A 24,007-nucleotide genomic window follows, 5' to 3' on the forward strand; every position below is an offset into this window, starting at 1 on the left:
TGCAAACGCTGTGTGCTCTTCAATGTATGAACTTGAGATGTGGCGGTCGGTGTGACGGACCACCAACCTGAATGATTTATTCAAAATCAATCTTCTTGACTTGGTGCGCTGTCCAACGGTTCCTGAACAGCTCATCTCCTATGGTTGGAATCGGGCATGCCAACCATCCGGTCGCATGCGACCCGACATTGATCCGAAGGATTTCACCAATGACTCATACCATGGTTGATGTACCTGTGCATTCAGGAAACCACCCACCATCCGTCCAATGCAAGATGACCTGCCACGGCCAAAGAGGCACAGCCACTGTTGAATTCGGTTTGCTCTTGCCTTTGCTGCTGTTGATCGTCTCGGGCATCATCGAATTCGGCATGGCGCTTTTCGACAAAGCCGTGATCACCAACGCCAGCCGTGAAGGGGCGCGTGCTGGCATTGTGCTGCGCGTGCCCGCAGTCAGCGCCACCGAGATCACCACGCGCGTGACCACCTACACGGGCAACGCCTTGCTGGGTCTGGGCGCAGCCAGTCCTGTCACCGTAGACTTCCCCGTTCAAACCAACCCCGGGCATCTGGCGGTGCGCGTGAGCTACACCTTCAGGGGTTTGGCTTTGGGCAATCTTTTGAGCGCCATGGGTTCGCCTCTGGTTTTGACATCCACCACAGTCATGGTGAGGGAATGATGAAAACACACACGAACTCTGAACACGGCGCAGTCACCTTGCTGGTGGCCTTGATGATTCCCGTCTTATTGGGCATTGCGGCCTTGGTGATCGACGTGGCCTATGTGCAGGTCGTTCGCAATGAACTTCAAAACGATGCCGATGCCGCCGCACTGGCCGGGGCTAAGCAGCTGCGCAGCAGCGCCTCAGCCACGCCGCAATGGTCTGTCGCTGAAAGGGTGGCATTCGATGCCATTGCCCTCAATGCGGCCGATAGCAAAAAACTTTCCACGGGTACGGTGCAATCGGGCTACTGGAACCCCACACAAGTCAATGCCCTCTTGCAGATGCTGCCGATGACGCCAACCGCCAACGATGTCCCAGCGGTGCAGGTCACATTGATTAAAGGCAATGGGCAAAACGATGGTGAAGTGCCCACTTTTTTTGCGCGTCTTTGGAATATTGTGTCCACCCCCGTGACCGTCACGGCAGTTGCTGGCATGACCAGCCCTGGCACCATCGAGCCGGGCGGCTTGTTTCCTTTGGTGGCGAGCCAATGCATTTACGACACCTACTGGAACAACAAGGCCACACCGCCAGGGCCCACACTGGATTCAAAGGGCAAGCCTTTTGAACTGGTGCTGGAGGCTTACGATGACAAGCCGAAAGATCCTTGCCAAACTTTTCAGTGGTCCTCTCTGTTGACCGGTAATAACGACGTCACGACCTTCAGAAAATTGGTTAAAGAGCGAAATCCTGTTGCATTGAGCATCGGTCAAAAAATCTGGATAGAGCCCGGCTCCAAAACCACCTTGTACGACACGGTAGACAACTGCAGCGCCGCCAACGACAAGACCTGCGAGTACGTGACTTTGCCCATGGTGAGCAACATTGCGGGCCATTCAGAACAGCCCATCACAAGTTTTGCCTGCGCGCGCATTGTTGACGCGTCCAAAAAGGACAAAACCATCACCATTCAGCTGAGCACGCAGTGCCCGCAGCCACCTTCTGGCGGTATCGGTCCCAACTTTGGCGCGATCTCTCCGCCCAGTTTGTTCCGATAAGCAAGCCGTCTGCCTGTGTGAGCCGGGCAGCCGTCAACTGCGTTGACGTGTCCACGCGGGCAGTGGGGCCGATTTGTGCAGCACATCCTGGTGCAGCCAGGTCGCGCTCTTGCGGGCGCGCTCGGCCACGGTCTCAAGAGGCAGCTGCTGGTAGTCGTCATTGAACACCTCAAAGCTGTAATCGCCCTGGTAACCGATGCGGTCCAGGCGCAGCACCAGATCGGCCAGTTGCTCGCTGTGCACGCCCTCGCCCGGGAACACGCGGAAAGTGCGGGCGGTGGTCATGCGCTCTTCAAAGGTGGGGGTTTCCTGCCACATGAAGTCAGACAGTTGCACCAGAAAGATTTTGGAAGGGTCCAGCTCTTCGATGGCGTCCAACGAGGTCTTGGCCGCGAAGATGTGGAAGGAGTCGATGCCGATACCGAGGTTAGGACAATCGGCGCGACACACCACATCCCAGCTGGTGGTGATTTCGTTGACGGTGCGGCCCCAGGACAGCGCTTCATAAGCCACCTTGATGCCCAGCGGCACCGCCAGCATGGCGAGTTTTTTCAGGTCGGCCGCAATTTGGTCCAGGTCTTGGGTGGCGTGGCGCGAGGTGGACGAGCAGGCCAGCAAGACCTTGCTGCCGGTGGCCGCACACATCTCGAGCATCGATTTGGCGATGTCGAGCTTGTAGCTGTGCAGGTGGCCCGACAAGCCCTCAAAATCGCGCAGCACCTGAAAGCCGGTGGGCCGCATGCCGCTTTGGCGCACAGCCTCCACCGCAGCGGTCACGCCGCCCGGGTGCGTGACCAGATCACGCGCCATCAGCATCACCTGAGAAAAGCCAGCACCCTTCATGGCGGCCAGCTTGGCCTCCAGCGTGCCCGCCATGGTGATGGTGTCCATGCCATAGCCGTCGAGCAAGTTCATCGCAGATCTCCCGCAGGGCCGCCCCAAGGGAGGGCGAAGCCCCCTTGGGGGGCAGTGAATACACGAAGTGATGAACGTGGGGGCTTCATATTTTTCACTTGTGAACGAGTTCAAAAGCCACCGAACCCAGCGCAGCGCGGGTCAGGGCGCCACGGTCTTCGGGGTGCAGCCGGGTCGATTCGACAAACTCAACGCCTCGGGCCTTGAGGGCAGCCACCGCTTGTCCCACATCGGGCACGCCAAAGCCCATGCGTTGCAAGCATTCTGGGCTGTCGTCGGCATCCATCCAGGGCTCGGGCTCCACCAGTTGCCACAAGAAGCTGCCACAAGGGCTCTTCATCAGCTTGCCCTTGGGCAAGATGCCAAAGCGTTCCTCATCGGGGATGGATGTGAAATCGAACATGTGTTCGTAATAGGTTTGCCAGTCGGCACTGCGAGCAGCACCGATGTACTGCACCACGCCGAAATAGCTCATGCCCGCCAGCGCAGGGGGGTTGGGGTCGACAGTCGGGATGGGCTTGAAATCGATGTCGTAGATCGAAAATTCTTGCCAGCGGTCGACAAAGTAAAAACGGCTGCCGCCCGGACCATGGATGGCGGGGATGTGCAGCTCCATCGCCTGCGCATGGCTGCCCACGCTCCAGGCCCCCAGCTCCATGCAACGGTTGTGCGCCTTGAGCGCATCCTGCACGCGAAACGCCACGGCCGAGATCACCGGCTGGCCATCCACCGTGCCGCTGACACGGGCGTCGTCGGGGTTGGCATTGACCACCAGGTTCATCGTGCCCTGGCGATACAGCGTCACTTCACGCGAACGGTGGCGGGCCACCGGACGAAAGCCCATGTTTTCGAGCACCTGGCCCAAAGCCTGAGGGCGGCTGGTGGCGTATTCGATGAATTCAATGCCCGCAATGCCCAAACGGTTGGGCATTTCAGGGACGGCTTCGCGGTGCACTTTGTTCAGGGTCATCTCAGGGCTCCAGTCAGGCATTCAATCGCCAAGTGACAAAGGTTCAGTAGCTCAGTTTGGCCACACGGCGCAGCACATCGGCGGTGGTTGTCGGCAGGCCGAAATATTCCAGATAAGCGGGAATTTGCTCGTAGAGCATGTCCGTGCCCACCTGCGTGCGGCAGCCGCGTGCTTGAGCGGCAGCCAAAAATGCCGTAGTTTCGGCCTTCATCACCACTTCGCCCACAAAGGTGCCGGGCGACAGGCGAGACACGTCCATGGGCAACGGATCGCCTTCGTTCATGCCCATGGGGGTGGCGTTGACCACCAGATCATGCGCTGCGGGGTCGTTGGAGCCTGTGCGCACATCGATCTGCGGGTAGTTGTCTTTCAGGCGTTTGGCCAAGGCTTCGCAGCCCACCGTGTTCACATCGAACAGGCTGATGGCCGCAATGCCTGCGCCTGCCAGTGACGCTGCAATGGCACAGCCCACGCCCCCTGTGCCCACCACCAGCACGCGTTTGCCCGTGAGATCGAACCCCTTGCGCTGCACGCCACGCACAAAACCGGCACCGTCAAACATGTCGCCCACCAAGCGACCATCGGCCAAGCGTTTGACGGCGTTGCAGGCCCCAGCCACGCGCACGGTGGCTGTGACTTCATCGAGCAAGCCCACAGTGGTGACCTTGTGCGGCATGGTGATCAGGGCGCCCCGGATGTTCTCCAGCGTGAACACCGACTTCAAAAAAGTGGGGTAATTTTCGCTTTTGCAACCCATGGGTACCACCACCGCATTGATGCCCGCTTCTTCGAAGTACGGGTTGTAGATCATCGGCGACTTGAAGGTGTGCGTGGGGTAGCCGATGTGGGCGATGATTTCGGTGTTGCCGTTGATCATGGGTGGAGATTCAAAAAACTCAGGTCAAACCGCTTGAGCGGCCGACACGCCAGCACGCAGCGCCAGCAAATAGCTGTCAGCGCCGAAGCCACAAATCTGACCTTTGACGATCTCGGCAAACACCGAGTGATGACGGAATGCTTCACGCGCGTGGATATTGGACATGTGCAACTCCACGATGGGACAAGTGAGCACCGCCAATGCATCGCGAATGGCGTAGCTGTAATGGGTCCAGGCACCAGCATTGATCAGCACGGCATCGACTTTGTCGAAATAAGCTTGGTGGATGCGCTCGCACATGTCACCTTCGTGGTTGGTCTGATAGCACTCGACTTCAGCACCCAACTCTTTGCCCAGCTTGTGCAGGCTAGCATTGATCTCATCAAGGGTGATGGTGCCGTATTGCTTGGGGTCGCGTTTGCCAAACATGTTGTGGTTCACGCCGTGCAGCATCAAGACTTTCATGACAAATCCTTTCGTTAAACAAACAAGGCTCCGCCGCACACACGGCGAAGCCTCAGACCGGGAAATTACTTGCCCGACTTCTTGACTGGTGTGGCAGCCGCAGTGCGCACTTTGTCGATTTCAGCTTGCAGTTCCTTGACCAGGTCCTGGCCCACAGTCACGCCGTACTTGGCGGTCACAGGGCGCATTTTGTCGCGCAGCTTGGCCATTTCAGCCTCTGGCAACTGGGACACTTGCATGCCGTTCTTCTTCAGGTTGTCCAGAATGCTGGCTTCCAGAGCGCGTGCTTTCTCACGCTGGAATTTGGCCGATTCGATGGCTGCATCGCCCACAATTTTTTTCTCAGCAGCCGAGAGCTTGTCCCAGAACTTCTTGCTGATGATGACCGACTGGGGGTTGTACTGGTGACCTGTCAGAGCCAAGTGCTTTTGCACTTCGTAAAGCTTGGCGCTGTTGATGGTGGCCACTGGGTTTTCCTGGCCGTCCACGGCTTTTTGCTCCAGAGCAGCGTACAGCTCAGGAAATGGCAGGGGTGTGGGGTTGGCACCCAAAGCCTTGACCCAGTCCACGTTGATCGGGTTGGGGATCACGCGCAGCTTCAGGCCTTCCAGGTCTTCCACCTTGTTGATGGCGCGCTTGCTGTTGGTGATGTTGCGGAAACCCAGCTCGTAATAAGCCAGACCGATGATGCCCTTGTCTTCCAATTTGGCGTGCAGTTTCTTGCCGAAGGCTCCATCCACAGCCGCATCGGCTTCTTTGCCAGAGGCGAACATGAAGGGGAAGTCGAAAATCGCAAATTCCTTGACCTGCGCCGCAAAGATGCCGGAGTTCATGGATGCCATCTCCAATGTACCGCCCTGAATGGCGGACACGTTGGCTTGGTCGCTGCCCAAAGTGCCACCAGGGAACACATTCACCTTGATCTTGCCGCCGGAATTCTTCTCAACGATTTCCTTGAACTTTTCCATGCCCAACACGATGGGGTGCCCCGCCGAGTTCTGGTTGGCGAACTTGATGGTCTTGTCTTGAGCCGATGTCAGACCCATGGCTGCCAGGGCCAGCGTTGCGATCACGGACTTGATAAATACACGTTTCATGAAATGTCTCCAGAAAAATAAATGGGGTCGGACGTACGCAACCATCACGAAGTTTGTCGTCTGGCGTACCCGGTCAGACGACAAAGCCAGGAATCAATAGAACCAGCGCGCAGGCACCATCACCAGTTCCGGGAAAGCCACCATGGCAAACATGATGATGAACTGGGCCACCATGAAGGGCATCACGCCCCGGGTGACCTCGTCCATGCTCACTTTACCCACACCGGCCACAGCGTTGAGCACTGTACCCACAGGCGGCGTGATCAGGCCAATCGCATTGTTGATGATAAACAGCACACCAAAATAAACCGGGTCAATACCAGCCGCCTTGATCACAGGCATCAACACGGGGGTCAGCAGCAAAATGGTCGGTGTCATGTCCAGCGCTGTGCCCACCACCATGGTGATGACCATAATGGCCAGCATCAGCAATTTAGGGCTGTCCAGCATGGGCTGCAAAAGCGCTACCAACTCACCGGGCAAGTTGGCCACCGTGATCAACCATGCCGACACCATGGCAGCTGCCACCAGAAACATCACCACGGCACTGGTCTTGGCCGCGGTCATGAACAAAGGCACCAGTGTTTTAAAGCTCAATTCGCGGTAGACGAAAGTCGAGATGATCAAAGCGTAGGTGGCGGCGACCACGGCCGCCTCGGTGGGCGTGAACACACCAAACTTCAGACCAAACACCACGATCACAGGCAACACCAGCGCCCAGGTCGCCTCCTGCAAAGCCTTTGCGATTTCACCGGCCGACTTGCGAGGTGGCACTTGCACCACTTCGCTTCGGGCGAGCCACCACCAGGTGATCCACAGCGATGCCCCGAGCAATATGCCCGGCACGATACCCGCCATGAACAATTTGGAAATGGACACGTTGCCCGCCACGCCAAAGATCACAAAGCCAATGCTGGGTGGAATCACCGGTGCAATGATGCCCGCAGAGGCAATCAAACCCGCTGAACGTGCTTTGTCATGACCCGCTGCCACCATCATGGGCAACAGCAACGATGCCAGTGCAGCCGCATCGGCCACAGCCGAACCAGACAATGCCGCCATGATCACGGCGGCCATGATGGTCACATAACCCAGCCCGCCTTTGATGTGGCCCACACAGGCCATAGCGAAATTCACAATACGGCGCGACAGGCCGCCCGCATTCATGATTTCACCGGCCAGCATGAAAAAAGGCACCGCCAGCAAAGGGAAGCTGTTGGAACCCTCAATCAGGTTCTGCGCCAATATCTGCGCGTCGAACATGTTCAGATGCCACATCAACGCGACACCGCACAACAACAGGGAAAACGCAATCGGAATGCCCAACGCCATCGCACCGAGCAGGGAACATAAAAATACAACAATCGTCATTTTTCTCTCCTAGGCGCTCAGGCTTTGTCAGTGGCGCCATGGGGCGACTCTTCAGATTCTTGAATCATGACCAAATCCTCATCGCGGATTTGCCCCGTCAAAAGACGCACAAACTCGTTCAAGATGATCAAGCCACCCAACACGGCAAACACCACACCGGGCATGTAAATCCAGGCCATGGACACTTCCATCACGGCGCTGGTGGTGTCCCAGTTGATCATGGCTTGGTCATATGCGCCGCTGAAAAGCAACCAGCAAGTGAACAACATCAACAAATGCGACAAACCCAAACAAACTTTTTTGCCGACAGGGCCCAATTTGCCAATCAGCATGTCGGTGCCCAGGTGACCATGCTCCTTGAGCGCAATGATCGCGCCCATGAAGGTCAACCAAATGAACAACCAACGTGATAGCTCTTCAGACAAAGTGATGCCTGAATTGAAGGCGTAACGCATCACCACGTTGCCGAACACCAGCACCACCATCACGGCCAGGCTCATGGCGATCAGCCAGTTGAGCAACCAGCAATAGCCATCAATGAATTTCTTGACCACTTGTATCTCCTGAAATGGGTTAGCAATAATGTACGAACCAGTTAGTTTTTCACGGCTAGTAATTACCCTTACGCCAAAATTCCATAAACAGCTACCTGCTATGCCGAAATTGAATGGCTTACAAATCTCAAAATCAATTCCACCACATGCTCACGCTTGAGTGTGTCGGCCTTGTCGGTGCTGGCACGGCCCTGAAAAATCACCCCGAAGGTGTGGCGGTTGGACACGTTGAAAAAGGTGAACGCTGAAATGGCCGAGTGGATGTCCACCGGGTCCAGCCCTTGCCTGAAAACGCCCTGCGCCACACCACGGTCGTACACCGCCTGCACGGACCGAATGGCGTTGGAGTTCAGCTGCTGGATGTTGGCGCTTTGGCGCAGGTAGTCGCCACGCTGGATGTTCTCGCTCATCACCAGCCGGATGAAGTCTTCATTGTCCCGGTGGTGGTCGTAAGTGAACTCCACCAGCCTTTTCAAAGCATCGATCGGCGGCAAATCATCCAGATGCAGATCGGACTCGATGGCTCGCATGCGCCGGTAGGCCTCTTCGAGCACGGCCAGATACAAACCATCCTTGCTGCCGAAGTAGTAATAGATCATGCGCTTGCTGGTGCGCGTGGCCGCTGCAATCTCGTCAATGCGAGCGCCGGTCAAACCCTTGTCAGCGAATTCGTGCGTGGCCACCGCCAGGATCTCGGCCATGGTGCGGGCCGGGTCGTTGGTGCGCCCTGTCTCACGGGCAGTGGGCACCTCGGTTGGCTTGAGCTTTGCAGAATGTACCAGTTGGTTCATTTTGTAAGTATAGGCGGCGCGCACTCATGTTCTTATCAGGACAAGCCCTGATAGGGCCGCTGCGGCAAAGTTCACAGTCTGCCGATACAAAACGCCCCAGCACTCACGCTTCAGACGACTCTTCCTCAGGGGCAACACGGTCAATTTTTTCCATGTTGTCCAAGAGCTTCAAGAAGTAATGCAGGGTGTGGGCCATGTCGCCCATCGAGAAATCCTGCAAGACCAGTTCGTAATAAGCCTTGATCTTGGGCTGGGCCTGGTCCAGCCAGACATGCCGGCCTGTCTCGGTCATCACCACCAGACGCGAGCGGCGATCACGCCCGTCTGTGCTCATCTCGATGTGCCCATCACGCGTCATGCGGGTGATCAAGCCAGAGAGGTTCTGGCGACTGACCATGAGGTAGCGCGCCAACTCACCCACGCCCATGCCCTGCGCAGCTTCGGGGCGAGACAAGGCCCCCAGCACGGCCCACTGCTGGGTGGTCAGCCCTTCATCCTGCACCGCCCTGCTGCCGGTTTTATGCAACATGTTGGCACATTGGTAGAGCTTGAAGAAAATCCGGTTGGCCAGTTCCATGCGTGCGTCTCTTGTTTGCGACATAGGGTAAACGATAGGTTATTGAACACGAAAAAGACTTGAAACGAAATATGGGGAAACCCTAGAATACGTCAACATATTGTCATATGTGCGGCATTCCTAAATTCCCAATTCATTTCAAATCACGGAGAAAGACATGAAAGACCTCAAAGGCAAAACAGCGATTGTGACCGGTGGCGGTGGCGGCATTGGCGGGGCCACCAGCCGCCGTTTTGCCGAAGAAGGCACCAAAGTGGCCGTCTTCGACATGAACCTCGAAGCCGCCCAGAAAGTGGCCGATGGCATTGTGGCCGCTGGCGGCCAAGCCAAGGCTTTTGCATGCAACATCACCGACCGCACCCAAGTTGATGCTGCCGTAGCGGCCGCTGAGGCTCAGTTGGGGCCCATTGACATTTTGGTCAACAACGCTGGCTGGGACATCTTCAAGCCCTTCACCAAAACCGTGCCCGCCGAGTGGGACAAACTGATCGCCATCAACCTGACGGGCGCTTTGCACATGCACCACGCCGTCTTGCCCGGCATGGCTGCGCGTGGCGGTGGTCGCATCGTCAACATCGCGTCTGACGCAGCACGTGGCGGCTCGTCTGGCGAAGCCGTTTACGCCGCTTGCAAGGGCGGTTTGGTCGCCCTGTCCAAAACCCTGGCACGCGAGCACGCCCGCCACAACATCACCGTCAATGTGGTCTGCCCCGGCCCGACCGACACCGCTTTGCTGGCCGGTTTCGCCGAAGGTGCTTCCAACCCCGAAAAACTCATGGACGCCTTCAAGAAGGCCATCCCGCTGGGCCGCATTGGCCAGCCGGACGACCTCGCGGGCGCCATCGTCTTCCTGAGCAGCGCCGACGCTTCCTTCATCACCGGTCAAGTCCTCAGCGTGTCTGGTGGCTTGACCATGCACGGCTGATCCATCACCCCCATTCAACCGGAGAAACACATGCAATTCGAAGACATCCTGTACGAAAACCGCAACGGCGTGGCCTGGATCACGATCAACCGCCCCGACAAGATGAACGCCTTTCGCGGCACCACCTGCGACGAGATCATCAAGGCCTTGAACAAGGCGGGTTACGACCGCGACATCGGCTGCATCGTGCTGGCCGGTGCGGGTGACCGCGCCTTCTGCACGGGCGGCGACCAGTCGGCCCACGACGGCAACTACGACGGCCGTGGCACGATTGGCCTGCCCATGGAGGAGCTGCACACCGCGATTCGCGACGTGCCCAAGCCTGTCATTGCACGCGTGCAAGGCTTTGCGATTGGCGGTGGCAACGTGTTGTGCACCATCTGCGACCTGACGATTTGCTCCGAAAAAGCCATCTTCGGCCAGGTCGGCCCCAAGATGGGCTCGGTCGATCCCGGCTACGGCACCGCTTTCTTGGCCCGCGTGGTCGGCGAGAAGAAGGCCCGCGAAATTTGGTACCTCAACAAGCGCTACTCCGGCCAAGAGGCCGTGGACATGGGCCTGGCCAACATCTGCGTGCCACACGAGCAGCTCGACGCCACCGTGCAGGAGTGGGCCGAGACCATCTGCGAGCGCAGCCCCACCGCGATTGCCATTGCCAAGCGCAGCTTCAACATGGACACCGCGCACCAGTCGGGCATTGCGGGCATGGGCATGTACGCGCTCAAGCTGTACTACGACACGGAAGAGTCGCGCGAAGGCGTGAAGGCTTTGCAAGAAAAACGCAAGCCCGAGTTCCGCAAATACGCCAAGTAAACGCACCGACCGAGGACGACAGATGAACCCCAATCCCTACATCAACGAAGACCTGCAGGCGTTGGCCGAAACCGTGCGCCGCTTTGCCGATGAAAAAATCAAGCCCGGCTTTCTGGAGCGTGACAAGACGCGCGAGTTTGACCTCGCCTTGCTGCGAGAGATGGGCGAGTTGGGCTTCATCTGCCCCGAAGTGCCCGAAGAATTTGGTGGCTTGGGCATGGGTTGTGTGGCCGCAGGCGTGATCCACGAGGAAATCGCCCGCGCCGACCTGAGCTTTTCTTACCTGAACCTGTTGGCCTCGCTGAACAGCCAGATTCTCTACAAGTACGGCAATCCCGAAGTGGTGCGCCCCTGGCTCGACAAGATCCGCGAAGGTCGTGCCATTTGCGCCATTGCCCTGACCGAGCCGCGCGGGGGCTCGGATGCGGCCAACCTGCGTTTGCGAGTGGAGCGCGACGGCGACTTCTACGTCATCAACGGCGAGAAAACCTCCATCTCGGCCGCTGACCAGGCCGACATCACCGTGGTGTTTGGCCGCACCGGCAAGCCCGAAGACGGCGCGCACGGCGTGACCGCACTCTTGGTGCCCATGGACACCCCGGGCCTGACCACCAGCCGCTTTGACTGCCACGGCCAGCGCGCCATCGGCCGCGGCTCCATCTTTTTCGAAAATGTGCGCGTGCCCGTCAGCCACCGCTTGGGGGACGAAAACAAGGGCTTTGTGCAGGTCATGCACGGTTTTGATTACTCGCGCTCGCTGATTGGTCTGCAGTGCTTGGCCGTGGCACGCGCTGCGCTCGATGAAACCTGGGAATACATCACCCAGCGCAAGGCTTTTGGCCAGCCGCTGTCGGCCTTCCAGGGCGTGACCCACCCTCTGGCCCAGTACGACACCGAGGTCGAAGGCGCACGACTGGTGTGCCTGCAAGGCCTGTGGCTCAAGGACCAAGGTCTGCCCCATTCCGCAGAGGCCGGCATGGCCAAGTGGTGGGGCCCCAAGCTGGCCTACGACGTGATCCACCAGTGCCTGCTGTGCTTTGGCCACGGCGGCTACGACCGCGGCCTGATGGAGCAGCGCCTGCGCGATGTGCTGGGCTTCCAGATCGGCGATGGCACGGCCCAGATCATGAAAACCATCATTGCGCGCACCCGTGCGGGGCGCAAAAACGTGCCTGCCTGACGGGCGCACCCAGAGGCCGCCCCTAAGAGAACAAACAAGAGGAGACAAACATGGAATTTGACGCTGTACTGCTGGCCCCGCGCCGTGCCCGCATGATCGAGCAAGGTTTTTGGCACGACCGCACCATCAACGATGAGCTCGACGCCTGTGTCGCGGCTTGCCCCGAAAAACTGGCTCTGACCGCGTACCGCTTGGAAGCAGGTGATGTGCGCCGCTTCAGCTACCGCGAGCTGGCGCAAATGGCCGACCGCGTGGCGGTGGGCCTGAGCCGTCTGGGGGTGCAAAAAAATGACATCGTGGCATGCCAGTTACCCAACTGGTGGCAGTTCACCGTGACCTACCTAGCGTGCTCGCGCATCGGCGCAGTGATCAACCCGCTGATGCACATTTTCCGTGAGCGCGAACTGAACTTCATGCTCAAGCACGGTGAAGCCAAGGTCATCATCGCACCCAAGAGTTTCCGGGGTTTTGACTTCGAGCAGATGATCACGGCCATTCAGCCGGGCCTGCCCGACCTGAAGCACGTCGTCGTGATCGACGGACAAGACGCCAACAGCTTTGAAGCTCTTCTCAGCGGCCCCGAATGGGAAAAGGAAGCCGATGCAGCCGCCATTTTGAGCGCGCACCGCCCCGGCCCCGACGACATCACCCAATTGATCTACACCTCGGGCACTACCGGAGAGCCCAAGGGCGTGATGCACTCGGCCAACACCGTGATGGCCAACATCGTTCCTTATGCACAGCGCCTGCAACTCGATGCAGAAGATGTGGTGCTGATGGCCTCGCCCATGGCTCACCAAACCGGCTTCATGTACGGCCTGATGATGCCGATCATGCTCAAGGCCAGCGTGGTCCTGCAGGACATCTGGGAGGCCAAGAAGGCAGTTGAGATCATCAGCGCCGAAAAAATCAGCTTCACCATGGCCTCTACCCCCTTCCTGACCGACCTGACCAAAGGCGTGGTCGAGAGCAAGACCCCCGTGCCCACGCTCAAAACATTCCTGTGCGCTGGTGCACCCATACCCGGCCCGCTGGTCGAGCAGGCCCGTGCTGCGCTCGGCACCAAGATCGTGTCCGCATGGGGGATGAGCGAAAACGGTGCCGTGACCCTCATCCAGCTGAACGACCCGGACGAGCGGGCTTTCACCACGGATGGCCTCGCATTGCCTGGTGTGGAACTCAAAGTGGTGGAGGTCGACGCATCCGGCCCCGCGGTGCCTGCAGGCACCGCCGGCAAGCTGTATGTGCGTTCATGCTCCAACTTTGGCGGTTACCTCAAGCGACCGCACCTGAACGGCACCGATGCCGAAGGCTGGTTCGATACCGGCGACCTGGCGCGGATGGACGCGCAGGGCTACATCCGCATCACCGGCCGCAGCAAGGACGTGATCATCCGTGGTGGTGAAAACATCCCGGTGGTCGAGATCGAATCGCTGCTGTACCGCCACCCCGCCGTGGCCATGGCGGCCATCGTGGCCTACCCCGATGAACGCCTGGGCGAGCGCGCCTGCGCGGTGGTGGTGACCAAGCCCGGTCAGAGCTTTGACATGCCCACCCTGGTGGCCTACCTCAAAGAGCAAAAGGTCGCGGTCCAGTACATCCCAGAACGCCTCGAAGTGCGCGAGAGCATGCCGTCGACCCCTTCCGGAAAGATTCAGAAATTCAAGCTGCGCGAGGATTTGCGCGACGGTGCAGCTTAAGTTCAAGCGCAAGACAGCCCCATTTACAACAGGAGACAACCCATGACATCCACACCACGCTTCCAATTGCGCCGCACCCTGACGGTAGCGGCCTTATCCTTGCTGGGCCTTGGCACCGGCTTCAACAGCCATGCCCAAAGCTGGCCAAACAAACCCATCCGCATCGTGGTAGGTTTTGCCCCGGGCGGCACCACCGACGTGATGGCACGCTTGGTGGCGCAAGGCCTGACAGAAAGTCTGGGCCAATCCGTGGTGATCGACAACAAGCCCGGCGCGAGCGGCAACATCGCCGCTGCTGAAGTCGCACGCGCTTCACCCGATGGCTACACCCTCTTGATCGCACCGACCTCGGTCGAAACCGTCAACCCGCATCTGTTCAAGTCCCCTCTGCTGCCTTCGCGTGACCTCACCCCCGTGGCGGGCGTGGGCAAGTCGCAGATGTATCTGGTGACCAAGCCCCAGAGCGCCGCCAAGGATGTACGCGAACTGGTGGGTCAGGCCAAAGCCAATAAGCTGTCCTACGCCTCGGCTGGTGCAGGCACCCCGCCCCACCTGGCTTGCGAGTTGTTCAAACAGGCCACCGGCACCGACATCCTGCACGTGCCTTACCGGGGTGCAGCCCCGGCGCTGCAAGACGTGCTGTCCGGTCAGGCCGACATGGTGTGCGACCCCGGCATTTCTTTCCCGCACATCCGAACCGGCAAGGTCAAGCTGCTGGCGGTGGTGAGCGAGAAGCGTTCACCTTTCTTTCCAGATGTGCCCACCGTGGGCGAGCAAGGCTTCAAGGGTGCCAACCTGGACATCTGGTTCGGCATGTGGACACCCAACAACACCCCGACCGAAGTCGTTGGTCGTCTGAACCGCGAGATCGCCAAGGCCCTGGCCTCCCCAACACTGAAGGCCCGCTACGCCGACCTGGGTGGTGAAAACATCGCTTTGGATACTGCTGAGTTCAAGGCCCTGCTGGCCAACGAAGGCAAGGTGCTGGGCAATTTGATCCACGATCAGAAAATCACTGTCGAGTAAGCAGGAACGAACGATGTCCGAGTCCCCCATCCTGACCGCACGGCACGGCCGTGTCGGGTTCATCAACCTCAATCGCCCGGCGCAACTCAATGCCCTCAACGACGCCCTGATGGACGCGCTGGGTGAGGCCCTGCTGAGCCTAGACCAAGACCCGGACATCGGTGCCATTGTCATCACTGGCAGTGACAAGGCTTTTGCCGCCGGTGCCGACATCGCCGTGATGGCCGACTGGACCTATATGGACGTGTACCAGAGCGGCTTCATCACCCGCAACTGGGAAACCATCCGTCAGGTGCGCAAGCCGGTGATTGCAGCCGTGGCCGGTTACGCCATGGGCGGCGGCTGCGAGCTGGCCCTGGCCTGCGACATCATCATCGCAGCCGAATCGGCCAAATTTGCCCTGCCCGAGATCAAGCTGGCCATGCTGCCCGGTGCAGGAGGCACGCAACGTCTTCCCCGCGCCGTGGGCAAAGCCAAGGCCATGGACATGTGCCTGTCGGCGCGCATGTTGAACGCCGAAGAAGCCGACCGCTACGGACTGGTTTCCCGTGTGGTGCCAGATGCCGAGTTGCAAACAAGCGCCCTGAAACTGGCCAGCCAAGTGGCCAGTTATTCCCTGCCAGCGCTGATGGCCATCAAGGAATCGCTGAACCGCGCTTTTGAAGGCAACTTGAGCGAAGGCATTTTGTTCGAGCGGCGCGAGCTGCATGCCCGCTTTGCCAGTGAAGACGCGCATGAGGGCATGCATGCCTTTTTGGACAAGCGTCCACCCGAGTTCACTCACCGGTAAGGCCGAAGCTAGCGTTCAGCTGAACTGTGCTGCACGGGTCAGGAGGTGCTGACCGAAATCGGTATATTGCGGATTTCGGCATTTCCTATTTCGAGAGCACCCATGAAAACAATCGGCATGATCGGCATCGGCATGATGGGCCACGGCATCGCAAGCAATTTGCTCAAGCACGGGCAAAACCTGACAGTGCTGGAACACCCAGGCAACCAGCCGCTGGACGCCTTGCTGGCGGCCGGCGCACGAACCTGCACCACGCCCCAGGCCCTCGCCGCGCAATCGGATGTGATCATTCTGTGCGTGACCGGCACGCCACAGGTGGAAGCCGTTCTGACTGGCGAAGACGGTGTGTTGAAAGGCATGCGCCCCGGCACCATCGTGATCGACTGCTCCACCGCTGTGCCCGCCTCGACTGAAAAAGTCGCGGCCATGGTCATCGCACAAGGGGGGCAGTTTCTCGACTCACCCATGACGCGCACCCCCAAGGAAGCGGCCGAAGGCCGTCTGAATTTGCTGGTGGGGGGCGATGCGGCCTTGTTTGAAACCTGCAAACCCATCCTGTCGTGTTTTGCAGAAAACATCGTGCACACCGGCCCGATCGGCTCGGGCCACCGCATGAAGCTCTTGCACAACTACGTGTCGCTGGGCACTGTCACCTTGCTGGCCGAGGCCGCAGCGTGTGCGCAATTGTCGGGCGTGAACGCACAAACTTTCGTGGATGTGCTCGCCATGGGCGGCGGCTGGGGTGCGGCACTCGAACGCCTCAAACCCACCCTGGCCACAGGCGACACCTCGGGCCTGCGCTTTTCGATGAGCAACGCGCTCAAAGACCTGAGCTACTACAACCAGATGGCCATTGACACGCACGCCGACCACACCGTGGCACAAGCCGTCAAGAACACGCTAGAAACCGCTTGCCAGGAAGGTGATCCACAAGCCTTGGTGCCAGAGCTGATCGGGCTGCTGGTCAAACGCAAAGGCGTTTAACCATGCAAGGCCAGTGAAGCCACACGCTGCACAAACTCTGCCGGCACAGCCGTCACTTTGCGTGTCTCTCGCCCAATGAAGACGATGCCGATCTTGCCGCGCGCCACTTCACGGGCGGTGTCCAGGCACTCCATACGGTAGACCAAGTCAAAGCCGTATTTGTTGTAGTCCTGCGGCACCATGCTCACGCGCATGGTTTCGCCATGAAAGCCCTCTGACTTGTATTGCGCGACCATGTCGCCCACCACGATGGGGTGACCGGCGACGTTGCCTTCGGTGTAGCCCAACGATTTGAAGAAGCGCACACGCGCCTCGGACACCAAGGTGAGCAACTGTGCGTTGTCAAGATGACCGCCCTGGTTGACATGGCTGATGTAGATCTGGATGTCCGTGGCAAAAACAAATCGTTCAGGAAGAGAAAACTGGATACGCGGCATGTGACGCTCAACCCATGCCTTCGGGTTTGATCTGCGCGCGGGCAATCACTTGCTTCCAGCGGGCTTGTTCAACCTTGATGAACGCCTCAAACTCAGCGCCGGTATTGCCCACGGCCAGCGCTGTTTCATTGGCCAGCTTTTCTTTCACCAAAGCGCTGCGGGCGGCTTTCATCGACTCCAGCTCCAGCTTGGCAATGTTGGGCTTGGCCCACTTGGCGGGTGCCAACAAGCCATACCACTGGGTCATCTCAAAGCCTTTAAAGCCTTGCTCGGCCACCGTGGGCACATCGGGCAACTGCGGCAGACGCTGCGAAGTGCCTGTGGCAATGCAGCGCAACTTGCCTGCCTTGATGAATTGCAACAAGGCTGGCGCCCCCACAGAGGCCGCCTGCAAACGGCCCGCCATCAAGTCGGTCAGCATGGGCCCTGTGCCGCGATAAGGCACATGCAACACAAAGGTTTCGGTGGCCATTTTGAGGTATTCAAAAGCCAGGTGCCCTGCACTGCCGTTGCCCGCTGAACCATAGTTCATCTGGCCGGGACGGGCTTTCGCATAGGCCACGAATTCTTTGAGGTTCTTCACCGGCAAGTCAGGGTGAACCACATACAGGCTTGGCACCTTGGCCACCAAGGTGATCGGTGCGAAGTCGCGGTTGGCGTCGTAGGGCAATTTCGGAAAGATGTACGGATTCACCGCCAAGGTGCCGATGTGGCCCAGGATCAGGGTGTGCTCGTCGGTGCTGCCCGCCACTTCCTGCATGGCGATGTTGCCTGCCGCACCGGGCTTGTTGTCCACAAACACGCTTTGGCCCATGGTTTTGGCCAGCTCACCCACCACCGCACGGGCCACGATCTCCGAGCTGCCGCCCGTGGCAAATGGCACCACCAAGCGCAAAGGCTTGTTGGGCCAAGCCGACTGAGCTTGCGCCTGCGGCAAGCACAAACCTGCTGCAGAGGCGGTGCCTGCAGCCAAGAGATCACGACGGTTGAAATTGAAAGTGTTCATGGTGTTTGGTCTGACTTGTATGGATCAAGGTTCAGTGCCGCTCAAACCAGCGGTACGGTGAGTTTTTCAATGACGGCGGCAGTATCCGGGCGCACGCCGCGCCACCACACAAACGCCTCGGCGGCTTGTTCTGCCAGCATGCCCACGCCATCGGCCAGGCGCGTCACACCGGCTTGGCTGGCCAGCTTGAGAAAAGGCGTCAGGCCCTTGCCGTATGTGAGGTCATAGGCTAGGCAGCCCGGCGCGAATGCAGACAAAGGCAAAGGCGGCAGCTCGGCGCTCAGGCTGGCCGATGTGGCGTTGAGCACCACATCAAACCCACCCGTCACTTCGGCATAACCCAAGCCAGACACGGGCACAGTGCCGCTTTGGTGCTGGCGCGCCAAATCGGCCAACTCTTGCGCTTTGGCCACAGTGCGGTTGACGATCACCACCTCGGCAGGCCCTTGGGCCAGCAACGGCAGCAAGGCCCCGCGTGTGGCACCGCCCGCGCCCAAAATCAGCACCCGCCGCCCTTGCACCGCACAACCCAGGTTGTGCACCAAATCGCGCACGAGGCCAATGCCGTCAAAGTTTTCGGCATAGACCTTGCCGCCCTCGAACTTCATTGCGTTGACGGCACCGGCCATTTGGGCACTGGGGGCCAGATCGGTCGCGTAGGCAAACGCATCCAGCTTGAAAGGCGCGGTCACGTTCATGCCCCGGCCACCCGCTAACCTGAAAGCGTCAACCGCTTGCGCAAAACCACCCAAGGGGCCCAACACCTTGGTGTATTCAATGTCTTGCCCGGTCACTTGCGCAAAAGCGGTGTGGATGAGCGGCGACTTGCTCTGCTCGATGGGGTTGCCGATGACGGCGTAACGGTCTGTCATGAAATTTCCAGCAAACAATGCACCGATCTTATCGCCTCGGCATGCGGAAAATCAGACAGAAAATAAGTCCAGCACCGTTTATCGGACAAACCTTGATCAGGGGAGCAGCGCCGCAATGGCTTTGACTCAGTGCCGCCCCACCAACCGGTTCACAAAATAGCCCAACAGGGCAACACCCACCGCCGCCAGGCTCAGGGTGTAGGGCAACCAGTCGCGGTCCACACTTTCGGCCATGAGCAGCACACCGGTGGATTGCCCAAAAAACAGCAAGCAGGCAAACAAGGTGACGGCTGTACCGCGTGAGGCGGGAGCCATTTGGGTGGCCTGCACCTGCAGCGTGTTGTGCAGCATGTAAAACCCGAACCCTGTGGCAAAGCAGCCCAACATGCCCAACACAGGCTGATGTGACCAGGCCAGCAGCAACAGTCCGCCAAAAATGCATGCCACACCGGTCTTGACCAGTCCACGCTCACCGCCGAGCCAACCCAGCCAACGGCGCGCGAACTGGCTGTAAAGCAAGCCACCCACGCCATACAACATCATGACCGAGCCTGCGAAGACCACGCTCATGTCGAACTGCTGGTGCAAATGTGTGGGGATGAAGGCCATCGCACCGAAGACCAAAGCGCCTTCAATGGCTGTAACGATCAGCACCTGGCGCACGCGTGCCGTGCGCAACATCTCGAAAGTGTTGGCAAAGTAGGCTGCAAAACTGCTGGTGCTGGCTGCCGAGGGTGTTGCGGGCATGCTGCGCAATTTGCGCCAAAGCATCAGCGCCGTCACAGCAAAGAGTGCAGACACCACAGCAAAAGCTGTGCGCCAGCCCAGGTGCTCTGCCGCAAAGCCACCAAACCACAAGCCCACCATCATGCCGCTGACGGTGTAGCCCATCAGCTTGGCCAAGGTTTCCTGCCTGCGGTCGTAAGCGACCTGGTCTCCGATCCAGGCCATGGACAAGGGGATGATGCCCGCCGCCGCAGCGCCCATGAAAGCGCGCATGACCACCAACAAGGTCAGGTCAGAAGCCATGCTGGTGATGGCACTGAACACCGCACAGGCCAGCACGGCCAAAGAGATGACGCGCAATTTTCCAAAGCGGTCGCCCAGCGGACCATAAAACAACTGCAGCACGCCATAGGCGACGGCAAATGACGACACCACGCGCGAAGCCTCTCCGGTGGTGACCTGGAACTCTTGCCCCAACACGACCAACATCGGGTCGCACAGGCGCATGGAAGCCATGCTGGCAAAACCCGCCAGCCCCATCACGCGCAAGCTGTTGCGCTCAGCTTGTGCTGTGGTCATGGATCAGCCTTTCAGCTGCTGTTCCAGGTCGTGCAGCACCTGGTAGCAAGGCAGCACTTGGGCGATCGAGCTGTTGGGCTCTCGGCCTTCGCGGATGGCGGCGAAGAATTCGCGGTCTTGCAGCTCGATGCCGTTCATCGACACTGCCACCTGGGACACGTCGATCTGCTCTTCCTTGCCGGTGTAGAGGTCGTCATAACGGGCCAGGTAGGTGCCGGTGTCGCCGATGTAGCGGAAGTAAGTGCCCAAGGGGCCATCGTTGTTGAACGACAGGCTCAGCGTACAGATCGCGCCGTTGGCGGCCTTGAGCTGGATGCTCATGTCCATCGCGATGCCCAGCGTGGGGTGGATCGGACCTTGCACCGCATTGGCTTTGACGATGGGGCTGCCGCACTGGTAGGCAAACAGGTCAACAGTGTGGGCAGCGTGGTGCCACAGCAGGTGGTCGGTCCAGCTGCGGGCCTGGCCCAGTGCGTTCATGTTGGTGCGGCGGAAGAAATAGGTCTGCACATCCATTTGCTGGATGTTGAACTCACCGGCTTTGATCTTGTGGTTGACCCATTGGTGGCTGGGGTTGAAGCGGCGGGTGTGGCCCACCATGGCCACCAGACCGGTTTCCTTTTGAACGCGCAAAACCTCCTGGCCTTCTTTGTACACATCGCACAGCGGAATCTCGACCTGCACATGCTTGCCTGCCTTCAGGCAAGCCAGGGTCTGGCTGGCGTGCATCTGGGTGGGCGTGCACAGGATGACGGCATCGACTTCTTTCAAAGCCAGGGCTTCGTCCAGCTCTGTCGTGGCATGGGCGATGCCGTATTTGGCGGCGACTTCTTTGGTTTTTTCAATGTCACGGCTGATCAGCGAGACGACTTCCACGCCGTCGATGTTCTTGATGCCGTCCAGGTGTTTGATGCCGAAGGCACCAGCGCCCGCCAGGGCGACTTTGATGGTTTTGCTCATATTTTTTCCTAGGTATCGGATTGTATGTAGGCGGTCTGCGCAGCGCTCGGTGTTTTGTAGGAGGCTGCCCCTGCGGCCGAAAGTTGCTGGTCCGCAAGCATTCGGCCGCAGGGGCGACCTCCCACACTGCATCAGCTCAACTCAAGTTCAGGTGTTTTCCAAAATGACATGGCCCACTGCCGTATTCGACGCAGGCACATGGTAGAAGCGGTGACGCAGCTTGGGCGCAGGGCCGGTGGCTTTGCCGTCGTTGATGTCACTCATGGCGCCACGGGCGATAAGCCACATGACCAGCTCGATGCCTTCGCTGCCCGCTTCGCGCACGTAGTCGATGTGCGGCGTGGCGGCTGCAGCCACCGGGTCGTTGATCAGCTGGTCCAGCCAAGCGTTGTCCCACTCGCGGTTGATCAGGCCCGCACGCGCACCCTGCAGCTGGTGGCTCATGCCGCCCGTGCCCCAGATGTGCACGTTGATGTCTTCGTCGTAGCTCTCCACTGCTTTGCGAATCGACTGACCCAAGTTGAAGCAGCGCTGGCCGCTGGGCACGGGGTACTGCACCACGTTGACCGCAAACGGGATCACCGGGCAAGGCCAGGCGTCTTTGATCGGGTCCAGCTCGCCGCACATCAGCGACAAAGGCACCGTCAGGCCGTGGTCCACGTCCATCTTGTTGACGATGGTCAGGTCAAAGTCTTGCTGAATGACCGACTGCGCGATGTGGCTGGCCAGTTCGGGGTGGCCTTTCACAACCGGCACCGGGCGGGGGCCCCAGCCTTCGTCTGCGGGTTGGTATTCAGCAGCGGTGCCAATGGCAAACGTAGGGATCATGTCCAGGCTGAAGGCCGTGGCGTGGTCATTGAAGACCAGAAAGATGACATCGGGTTTGTTGTCCTTCATCCATTGTTTGGAGAATTCATAGCCCGCGAACAGCGGCTTCCAGTAGTCTTCTTGCGTTTTGCCCAAATCCATGGCCGCGCCGATGGCGGGCACATGCGAGGTGAAAACGGATGCGGTGATTTTGGCCATGTGTAGCTTTCACAAAACAATTGGGATCTGACCCCAATTAAAAATAAGGTGGACCCCAATTAAGGTTTTTTGCCGGCTGCGCCCTGGGGCTGGTTGTGCGCCTGGGCAGTGCCGTTTTCGCCGATATTGCGGTTGCCTTCCACGCTGCGGCCACCACCGATCATCATGTTGCGGTATTCCTCTTCGGTCATGCCGGTCATGGAGCCTGCCATTTGCTGGAAGCTCTTGCCGTCGGTCGCACCGATCTTGGCCAAGAAGTAGATGTTGCCGCCTGTGCGCATGCACCAGTTCAGATCGCGCGCCAGCACGGCCTGCTTTTGCTCTTCGGTCATTTGCCACTCGTCCAGATAAGCCCGTTCATCGGCTTTGAAGCGTTCACGGTTTTCGGCCTTCATCAGCGACATGCAAAACTGGTTGAGCCAGTAGCCTTTGCGCGATTGCTCGGCATCAAAAATGATGGTGCCGGGCACGTCTTTGTAGGGTTTGTCTAAAGCCATTTTTTACCTTTCAGGTGAATGGATTTTTTGTAGGAGTCCGCCCCTGCGGCCGAATCATTCGCGAGCAGGGGCTCGCTCCCACAGGAGTCAGCGTTTACGCCTGCTCTTCAGGCCAATAAAGCCGCATCGGGTTGTCCACCAGCAGTTTCTGTTGCAGCTCGGCAGTCGTTGCGATGTGAGGGATGAAGTCCACCAGCAGACCGTCGTCGGGCATGTGGTCTTTCAGGTTGGGGTGAGGCCAGTCGGTGCCCCACAACACACGGTCTGGGAACTCTTCCACGATGCGTTGGGCAAACGGGATCACGTCCTGATACGCGTTTTGCTCACCATCCAAGGCCTTGGGGCCGGTCACCGACAAACGCTCAGGGCACGACACTTTGCTCCACACATTGGTGTGCTCGCGCATGAACTTCTGGAACAACGCGAACTGAGGACCGTCCACAGGCAGCGACACATCGGGGCGGCCCATGTGGTCCACCACCACAGTGGTGGGCAATGCGGTGAAGAAGTCCCACAGCTCGGGCAGATCGACCGCCTCGAAATAAATCACCACATGCCAGCCCCACTTGGCGATTCGGCTGGCGATTTCCATCAGCTCGTCCTTGGGCGTGAAGTCCACCAGACGCTTGACGAAGTTGAAGCGCACACCGCGCACACCGGCGTCGTGCATGGCTTGAATTTCCTGGTCGGTCACGCTGCGCTTGACGGTGGCCACGCCACGCGCTTTGCCGCCCGAGTTGATCAGCGCATCGACCATGGCGCGGTTGTCTGCGCCGTGGCAAGTGGCTTGCACCACCACGTTGCGCGCAAAGCCCAAATGGTCACGCAGCGCATAGAGCTGGTGCTTGCTGGCATCGCAAGGTGTGTACTTGCGCTCGGGCGCATAAGGGAACTCTGCGCCGGGGCCAAACACATGGCAATGCGCGTCCACCGCGCCTGCGGGCAGTTGGAATCGGGGTTTGCTGGGGCCGGTATACCAGTCCATCCAGCCTGCGGTTTTGGTGAAATCACCGGTTGTCGGTTGGGTCAATTTCAATCTCCGTTCCATGAATTTTTGAAGGCCGCTTGCCCCTTGTGGGATCTCATCCCTTGTGGGAGCGAGCCCCTGCTCGCGAAATGTGCACACTCTTAGCAAGCATTCGGCAG

Annotated in this window: 26 protein-coding genes; 9 read left to right on the top strand and 17 right to left on the bottom strand. The window is 59.1% G+C overall.

From position 1 onward, the window contains the following. Positions 1 to 221 precede the first annotated feature (221 nt). Both B9Z33_RS12700 and B9Z33_RS12705 read left to right on the top strand, forming a co-directional pair. On the top strand, positions 222 to 680 hold the full coding sequence (locus B9Z33_RS12700) for a TadE/TadG family type IV pilus assembly protein (protein ID WP_233252827.1): 459 nt from the start codon (positions 222 to 224) through the stop codon (positions 678 to 680). Further along, the gene (locus B9Z33_RS12705; protein WP_158270217.1) at positions 680 to 1,723 is read left to right on the top strand and encodes a TadG family pilus assembly protein; all 1,044 of its coding nucleotides are present in this window, start codon (positions 680 to 682) and stop codon (positions 1,721 to 1,723) included. Before B9Z33_RS12700 ends, B9Z33_RS12705 begins: the two co-directional genes overlap by 1 nt. Positions 1,724 to 1,756: 33 nt before the next feature. Here the strand turns inward: B9Z33_RS12705 and B9Z33_RS12710 are convergent, their stop codons facing one another. From B9Z33_RS12710 to B9Z33_RS12750, 9 genes are all read right to left on the bottom strand, one after another. Continuing rightward, positions 1,757 to 2,638, bottom strand: a complete 882-nt coding sequence (locus B9Z33_RS12710; protein WP_108287395.1) for a sugar phosphate isomerase/epimerase — start codon at positions 2,636 to 2,638, stop codon at positions 1,757 to 1,759. 94 nt (positions 2,639 to 2,732) lie between these two features. Continuing rightward, the gene (locus B9Z33_RS12715) at positions 2,733 to 3,608 is read right to left on the bottom strand and encodes a 4-hydroxyphenylpyruvate dioxygenase (protein ID WP_108287396.1); all 876 of its coding nucleotides are present in this window, start codon (positions 3,606 to 3,608) and stop codon (positions 2,733 to 2,735) included. A gap of 43 nt (positions 3,609 to 3,651) precedes the next feature. Further along, positions 3,652 to 4,485, bottom strand: a complete 834-nt coding sequence (locus B9Z33_RS12720; protein ID WP_108287397.1) for a shikimate dehydrogenase — start codon at positions 4,483 to 4,485, stop codon at positions 3,652 to 3,654. Positions 4,486 to 4,509: 24 nt separating this feature from the next. Beyond that, positions 4,510 to 4,950 carry a type II 3-dehydroquinate dehydratase gene (gene aroQ / locus B9Z33_RS12725; protein ID WP_108287398.1) on the bottom strand — a complete coding sequence of 147 codons (441 nt, stop codon included), beginning with the start codon at positions 4,948 to 4,950 and terminating at the stop codon, positions 4,510 to 4,512. A 65-nt stretch (positions 4,951 to 5,015) separates the two neighbouring features. Then, positions 5,016 to 6,047, bottom strand: coding sequence for a TRAP transporter substrate-binding protein (locus B9Z33_RS12730; RefSeq protein ID WP_108287399.1), 1,032 nt, complete (start codon positions 6,045 to 6,047; stop codon positions 5,016 to 5,018). A 93-nt stretch (positions 6,048 to 6,140) separates the two neighbouring features. Then, a complete protein-coding gene (locus B9Z33_RS12735; protein WP_108287400.1) occupies positions 6,141 to 7,418 on the bottom strand; it encodes a TRAP transporter large permease subunit in 1,278 nt (425 codons plus the stop codon). 17 nt (positions 7,419 to 7,435) lie between these two features. Continuing rightward, positions 7,436 to 7,972, bottom strand: coding sequence for a TRAP transporter small permease (locus tag B9Z33_RS12740; protein ID WP_199220349.1), 537 nt, complete (start codon positions 7,970 to 7,972; stop codon positions 7,436 to 7,438). A 98-nt stretch (positions 7,973 to 8,070) separates the two neighbouring features. Beyond that, positions 8,071 to 8,763 (bottom strand): TetR/AcrR family transcriptional regulator, encoded by a 693-nt coding sequence (locus B9Z33_RS12745; RefSeq protein ID WP_108287401.1) that lies wholly within the window; start codon positions 8,761 to 8,763, stop codon positions 8,071 to 8,073. Between the two features lie 103 nt (positions 8,764 to 8,866). Beyond that, positions 8,867 to 9,364: a MarR family winged helix-turn-helix transcriptional regulator gene (locus tag B9Z33_RS12750; RefSeq protein WP_233252828.1), complete on the bottom strand. Its 498-nt coding sequence runs from the start codon at positions 9,362 to 9,364 to the stop codon at positions 8,867 to 8,869. 133 nt (positions 9,365 to 9,497) lie between these two features. Between B9Z33_RS12750 and badH the strand changes: the two genes are divergently transcribed. From badH to B9Z33_RS12785, 7 genes are all read left to right on the top strand, one after another. After that, complete coding sequence (badH, locus tag B9Z33_RS12755) at positions 9,498 to 10,265, top strand: 2-hydroxycyclohexanecarboxyl-CoA dehydrogenase (RefSeq protein WP_108287403.1); 768 nt, start codon at positions 9,498 to 9,500, stop codon at positions 10,263 to 10,265. Between the two features lie 30 nt (positions 10,266 to 10,295). Beyond that, positions 10,296 to 11,078 (top strand): 2-ketocyclohexanecarboxyl-CoA hydrolase, encoded by a 783-nt coding sequence (gene badI / locus B9Z33_RS12760; protein WP_108287404.1) that lies wholly within the window; start codon positions 10,296 to 10,298, stop codon positions 11,076 to 11,078. A 22-nt stretch (positions 11,079 to 11,100) separates the two neighbouring features. Next, positions 11,101 to 12,258 (top strand): cyclohexanecarboxyl-CoA dehydrogenase, encoded by a 1,158-nt coding sequence (aliB, locus tag B9Z33_RS12765; RefSeq protein ID WP_108287405.1) that lies wholly within the window; start codon positions 11,101 to 11,103, stop codon positions 12,256 to 12,258. A gap of 50 nt (positions 12,259 to 12,308) precedes the next feature. Then, complete coding sequence (gene aliA / locus B9Z33_RS12770; protein WP_108287406.1) at positions 12,309 to 13,958, top strand: cyclohexanecarboxylate-CoA ligase; 1,650 nt, start codon at positions 12,309 to 12,311, stop codon at positions 13,956 to 13,958. 42 nt (positions 13,959 to 14,000) lie between these two features. Further along, positions 14,001 to 14,984: a tripartite tricarboxylate transporter substrate binding protein gene (locus tag B9Z33_RS12775; RefSeq protein ID WP_108287407.1), complete on the top strand. Its 984-nt coding sequence runs from the start codon at positions 14,001 to 14,003 to the stop codon at positions 14,982 to 14,984. A gap of 13 nt (positions 14,985 to 14,997) precedes the next feature. Then, positions 14,998 to 15,774, top strand: coding sequence for an enoyl-CoA hydratase (locus tag B9Z33_RS12780; RefSeq protein ID WP_108287408.1), 777 nt, complete (start codon positions 14,998 to 15,000; stop codon positions 15,772 to 15,774). An 87-nt stretch (positions 15,775 to 15,861) separates the two neighbouring features. Beyond that, on the top strand, positions 15,862 to 16,758 hold the full coding sequence (locus B9Z33_RS12785; protein WP_255418222.1) for an NAD(P)-dependent oxidoreductase: 897 nt from the start codon (positions 15,862 to 15,864) through the stop codon (positions 16,756 to 16,758). Here B9Z33_RS12785 and B9Z33_RS12790 read toward each other — a convergent pair. The 8 genes from B9Z33_RS12790 to B9Z33_RS12825 form a co-directional block, all read right to left on the bottom strand. Further along, positions 16,755 to 17,195 (bottom strand): thioesterase family protein, encoded by a 441-nt coding sequence (locus B9Z33_RS12790; RefSeq protein WP_108287410.1) that lies wholly within the window; start codon positions 17,193 to 17,195, stop codon positions 16,755 to 16,757. The two genes, B9Z33_RS12785 and B9Z33_RS12790, sit on opposite strands and share 4 nt — an antisense overlap. A gap of 7 nt (positions 17,196 to 17,202) precedes the next feature. Beyond that, the gene (locus B9Z33_RS12795; RefSeq protein ID WP_108287411.1) at positions 17,203 to 18,201 is read right to left on the bottom strand and encodes a tripartite tricarboxylate transporter substrate binding protein; all 999 of its coding nucleotides are present in this window, start codon (positions 18,199 to 18,201) and stop codon (positions 17,203 to 17,205) included. A gap of 41 nt (positions 18,202 to 18,242) precedes the next feature. Next, the gene (aroE, locus tag B9Z33_RS12800) at positions 18,243 to 19,073 is read right to left on the bottom strand and encodes a shikimate dehydrogenase (protein ID WP_108287412.1); all 831 of its coding nucleotides are present in this window, start codon (positions 19,071 to 19,073) and stop codon (positions 18,243 to 18,245) included. A 126-nt stretch (positions 19,074 to 19,199) separates the two neighbouring features. Next, positions 19,200 to 20,378, bottom strand: a complete 1,179-nt coding sequence (locus B9Z33_RS12805; protein ID WP_108287413.1) for an MFS transporter — start codon at positions 20,376 to 20,378, stop codon at positions 19,200 to 19,202. A gap of 3 nt (positions 20,379 to 20,381) precedes the next feature. Continuing rightward, positions 20,382 to 21,338, bottom strand: a complete 957-nt coding sequence (locus B9Z33_RS12810) for a Gfo/Idh/MocA family oxidoreductase (protein WP_108287414.1) — start codon at positions 21,336 to 21,338, stop codon at positions 20,382 to 20,384. Between the two features lie 147 nt (positions 21,339 to 21,485). Beyond that, entirely contained in the window at positions 21,486 to 22,364 is an 879-nt protein-coding gene (locus B9Z33_RS12815; protein ID WP_108287415.1) for a class III extradiol dioxygenase subunit beta, read from the bottom strand. Positions 22,365 to 22,423: 59 nt separating this feature from the next. Beyond that, positions 22,424 to 22,861 (bottom strand): protocatechuate 4,5-dioxygenase subunit alpha, encoded by a 438-nt coding sequence (ligA, locus tag B9Z33_RS12820; protein WP_108287416.1) that lies wholly within the window; start codon positions 22,859 to 22,861, stop codon positions 22,424 to 22,426. A 94-nt stretch (positions 22,862 to 22,955) separates the two neighbouring features. Continuing rightward, positions 22,956 to 23,891 (bottom strand): amidohydrolase family protein, encoded by a 936-nt coding sequence (locus B9Z33_RS12825; protein WP_304598397.1) that lies wholly within the window; start codon positions 23,889 to 23,891, stop codon positions 22,956 to 22,958. Between the last annotated feature and the right edge of the window lie 116 nt (positions 23,892 to 24,007).

This window comes from Limnohabitans sp. T6-20 (assembly GCF_003063505.1).
Taxonomy (GTDB): Bacteria; Pseudomonadota; Gammaproteobacteria; order Burkholderiales; family Burkholderiaceae_C; genus Limnohabitans_A.

Bases quoted from the DNA above. Each gene is read 5' to 3' on its own strand.
- B9Z33_RS12730 (WP_108287399.1), bottom strand. From the start codon at position 6,047: ATGAAACGTGTATTTATCAAGTCCGTGATCGCAACGCTGGCCCTGGCA.
- B9Z33_RS12715 (WP_108287396.1), bottom strand. From the start codon at position 3,608: ATGACCCTGAACAAAGTGCACCGCGAAGCCGTCCCTGAAATGCCCAAC.
- badI (WP_108287404.1), top strand. From the start codon at position 10,296: ATGCAATTCGAAGACATCCTGTACGAAAACCGCAACGGCGTGGCCTGG.
- B9Z33_RS12775 (WP_108287407.1), top strand. From the start codon at position 14,001: ATGACATCCACACCACGCTTCCAATTGCGCCGCACCCTGACGGTAGCG.
- B9Z33_RS12710 (WP_108287395.1), bottom strand. From the start codon at position 2,638: ATGAACTTGCTCGACGGCTATGGCATGGACACCATCACCATGGCGGGC.
- aroE (WP_108287412.1), bottom strand. From the start codon at position 19,073: ATGACAGACCGTTACGCCGTCATCGGCAACCCCATCGAGCAGAGCAAG.
- B9Z33_RS12745 (WP_108287401.1), bottom strand. From the start codon at position 8,763: ATGAACCAACTGGTACATTCTGCAAAGCTCAAGCCAACCGAGGTGCCC.
- ligA (WP_108287416.1), bottom strand. From the start codon at position 22,861: ATGGCTTTAGACAAACCCTACAAAGACGTGCCCGGCACCATCATTTTT.
- badH (WP_108287403.1), top strand. From the start codon at position 9,498: ATGAAAGACCTCAAAGGCAAAACAGCGATTGTGACCGGTGGCGGTGGC.
- B9Z33_RS12735 (WP_108287400.1), bottom strand. From the start codon at position 7,418: ATGACGATTGTTGTATTTTTATGTTCCCTGCTCGGTGCGATGGCGTTG.
- aliB (WP_108287405.1), top strand. From the start codon at position 11,101: ATGAACCCCAATCCCTACATCAACGAAGACCTGCAGGCGTTGGCCGAA.
- aroQ (WP_108287398.1), bottom strand. From the start codon at position 4,950: ATGAAAGTCTTGATGCTGCACGGCGTGAACCACAACATGTTTGGCAAA.
- B9Z33_RS12805 (WP_108287413.1), bottom strand. From the start codon at position 20,378: ATGACCACAGCACAAGCTGAGCGCAACAGCTTGCGCGTGATGGGGCTG.
- B9Z33_RS12795 (WP_108287411.1), bottom strand. From the start codon at position 18,201: ATGAACACTTTCAATTTCAACCGTCGTGATCTCTTGGCTGCAGGCACC.
- B9Z33_RS12720 (WP_108287397.1), bottom strand. From the start codon at position 4,485: ATGATCAACGGCAACACCGAAATCATCGCCCACATCGGCTACCCCACG.
- B9Z33_RS12790 (WP_108287410.1), bottom strand. From the start codon at position 17,195: ATGCCGCGTATCCAGTTTTCTCTTCCTGAACGATTTGTTTTTGCCACG.
- aliA (WP_108287406.1), top strand. From the start codon at position 12,309: ATGGAATTTGACGCTGTACTGCTGGCCCCGCGCCGTGCCCGCATGATC.
- B9Z33_RS12810 (WP_108287414.1), bottom strand. From the start codon at position 21,338: ATGAGCAAAACCATCAAAGTCGCCCTGGCGGGCGCTGGTGCCTTCGGC.
- B9Z33_RS12815 (WP_108287415.1), bottom strand. From the start codon at position 22,364: ATGGCCAAAATCACCGCATCCGTTTTCACCTCGCATGTGCCCGCCATC.
- B9Z33_RS12700 (WP_233252827.1), top strand. From the start codon at position 222: ATGGTTGATGTACCTGTGCATTCAGGAAACCACCCACCATCCGTCCAA.
- B9Z33_RS12780 (WP_108287408.1), top strand. From the start codon at position 14,998: ATGTCCGAGTCCCCCATCCTGACCGCACGGCACGGCCGTGTCGGGTTC.
- B9Z33_RS12750 (WP_233252828.1), bottom strand. From the start codon at position 9,364: ATGTCGCAAACAAGAGACGCACGCATGGAACTGGCCAACCGGATTTTC.
- B9Z33_RS12705 (WP_158270217.1), top strand. From the start codon at position 680: ATGAAAACACACACGAACTCTGAACACGGCGCAGTCACCTTGCTGGTG.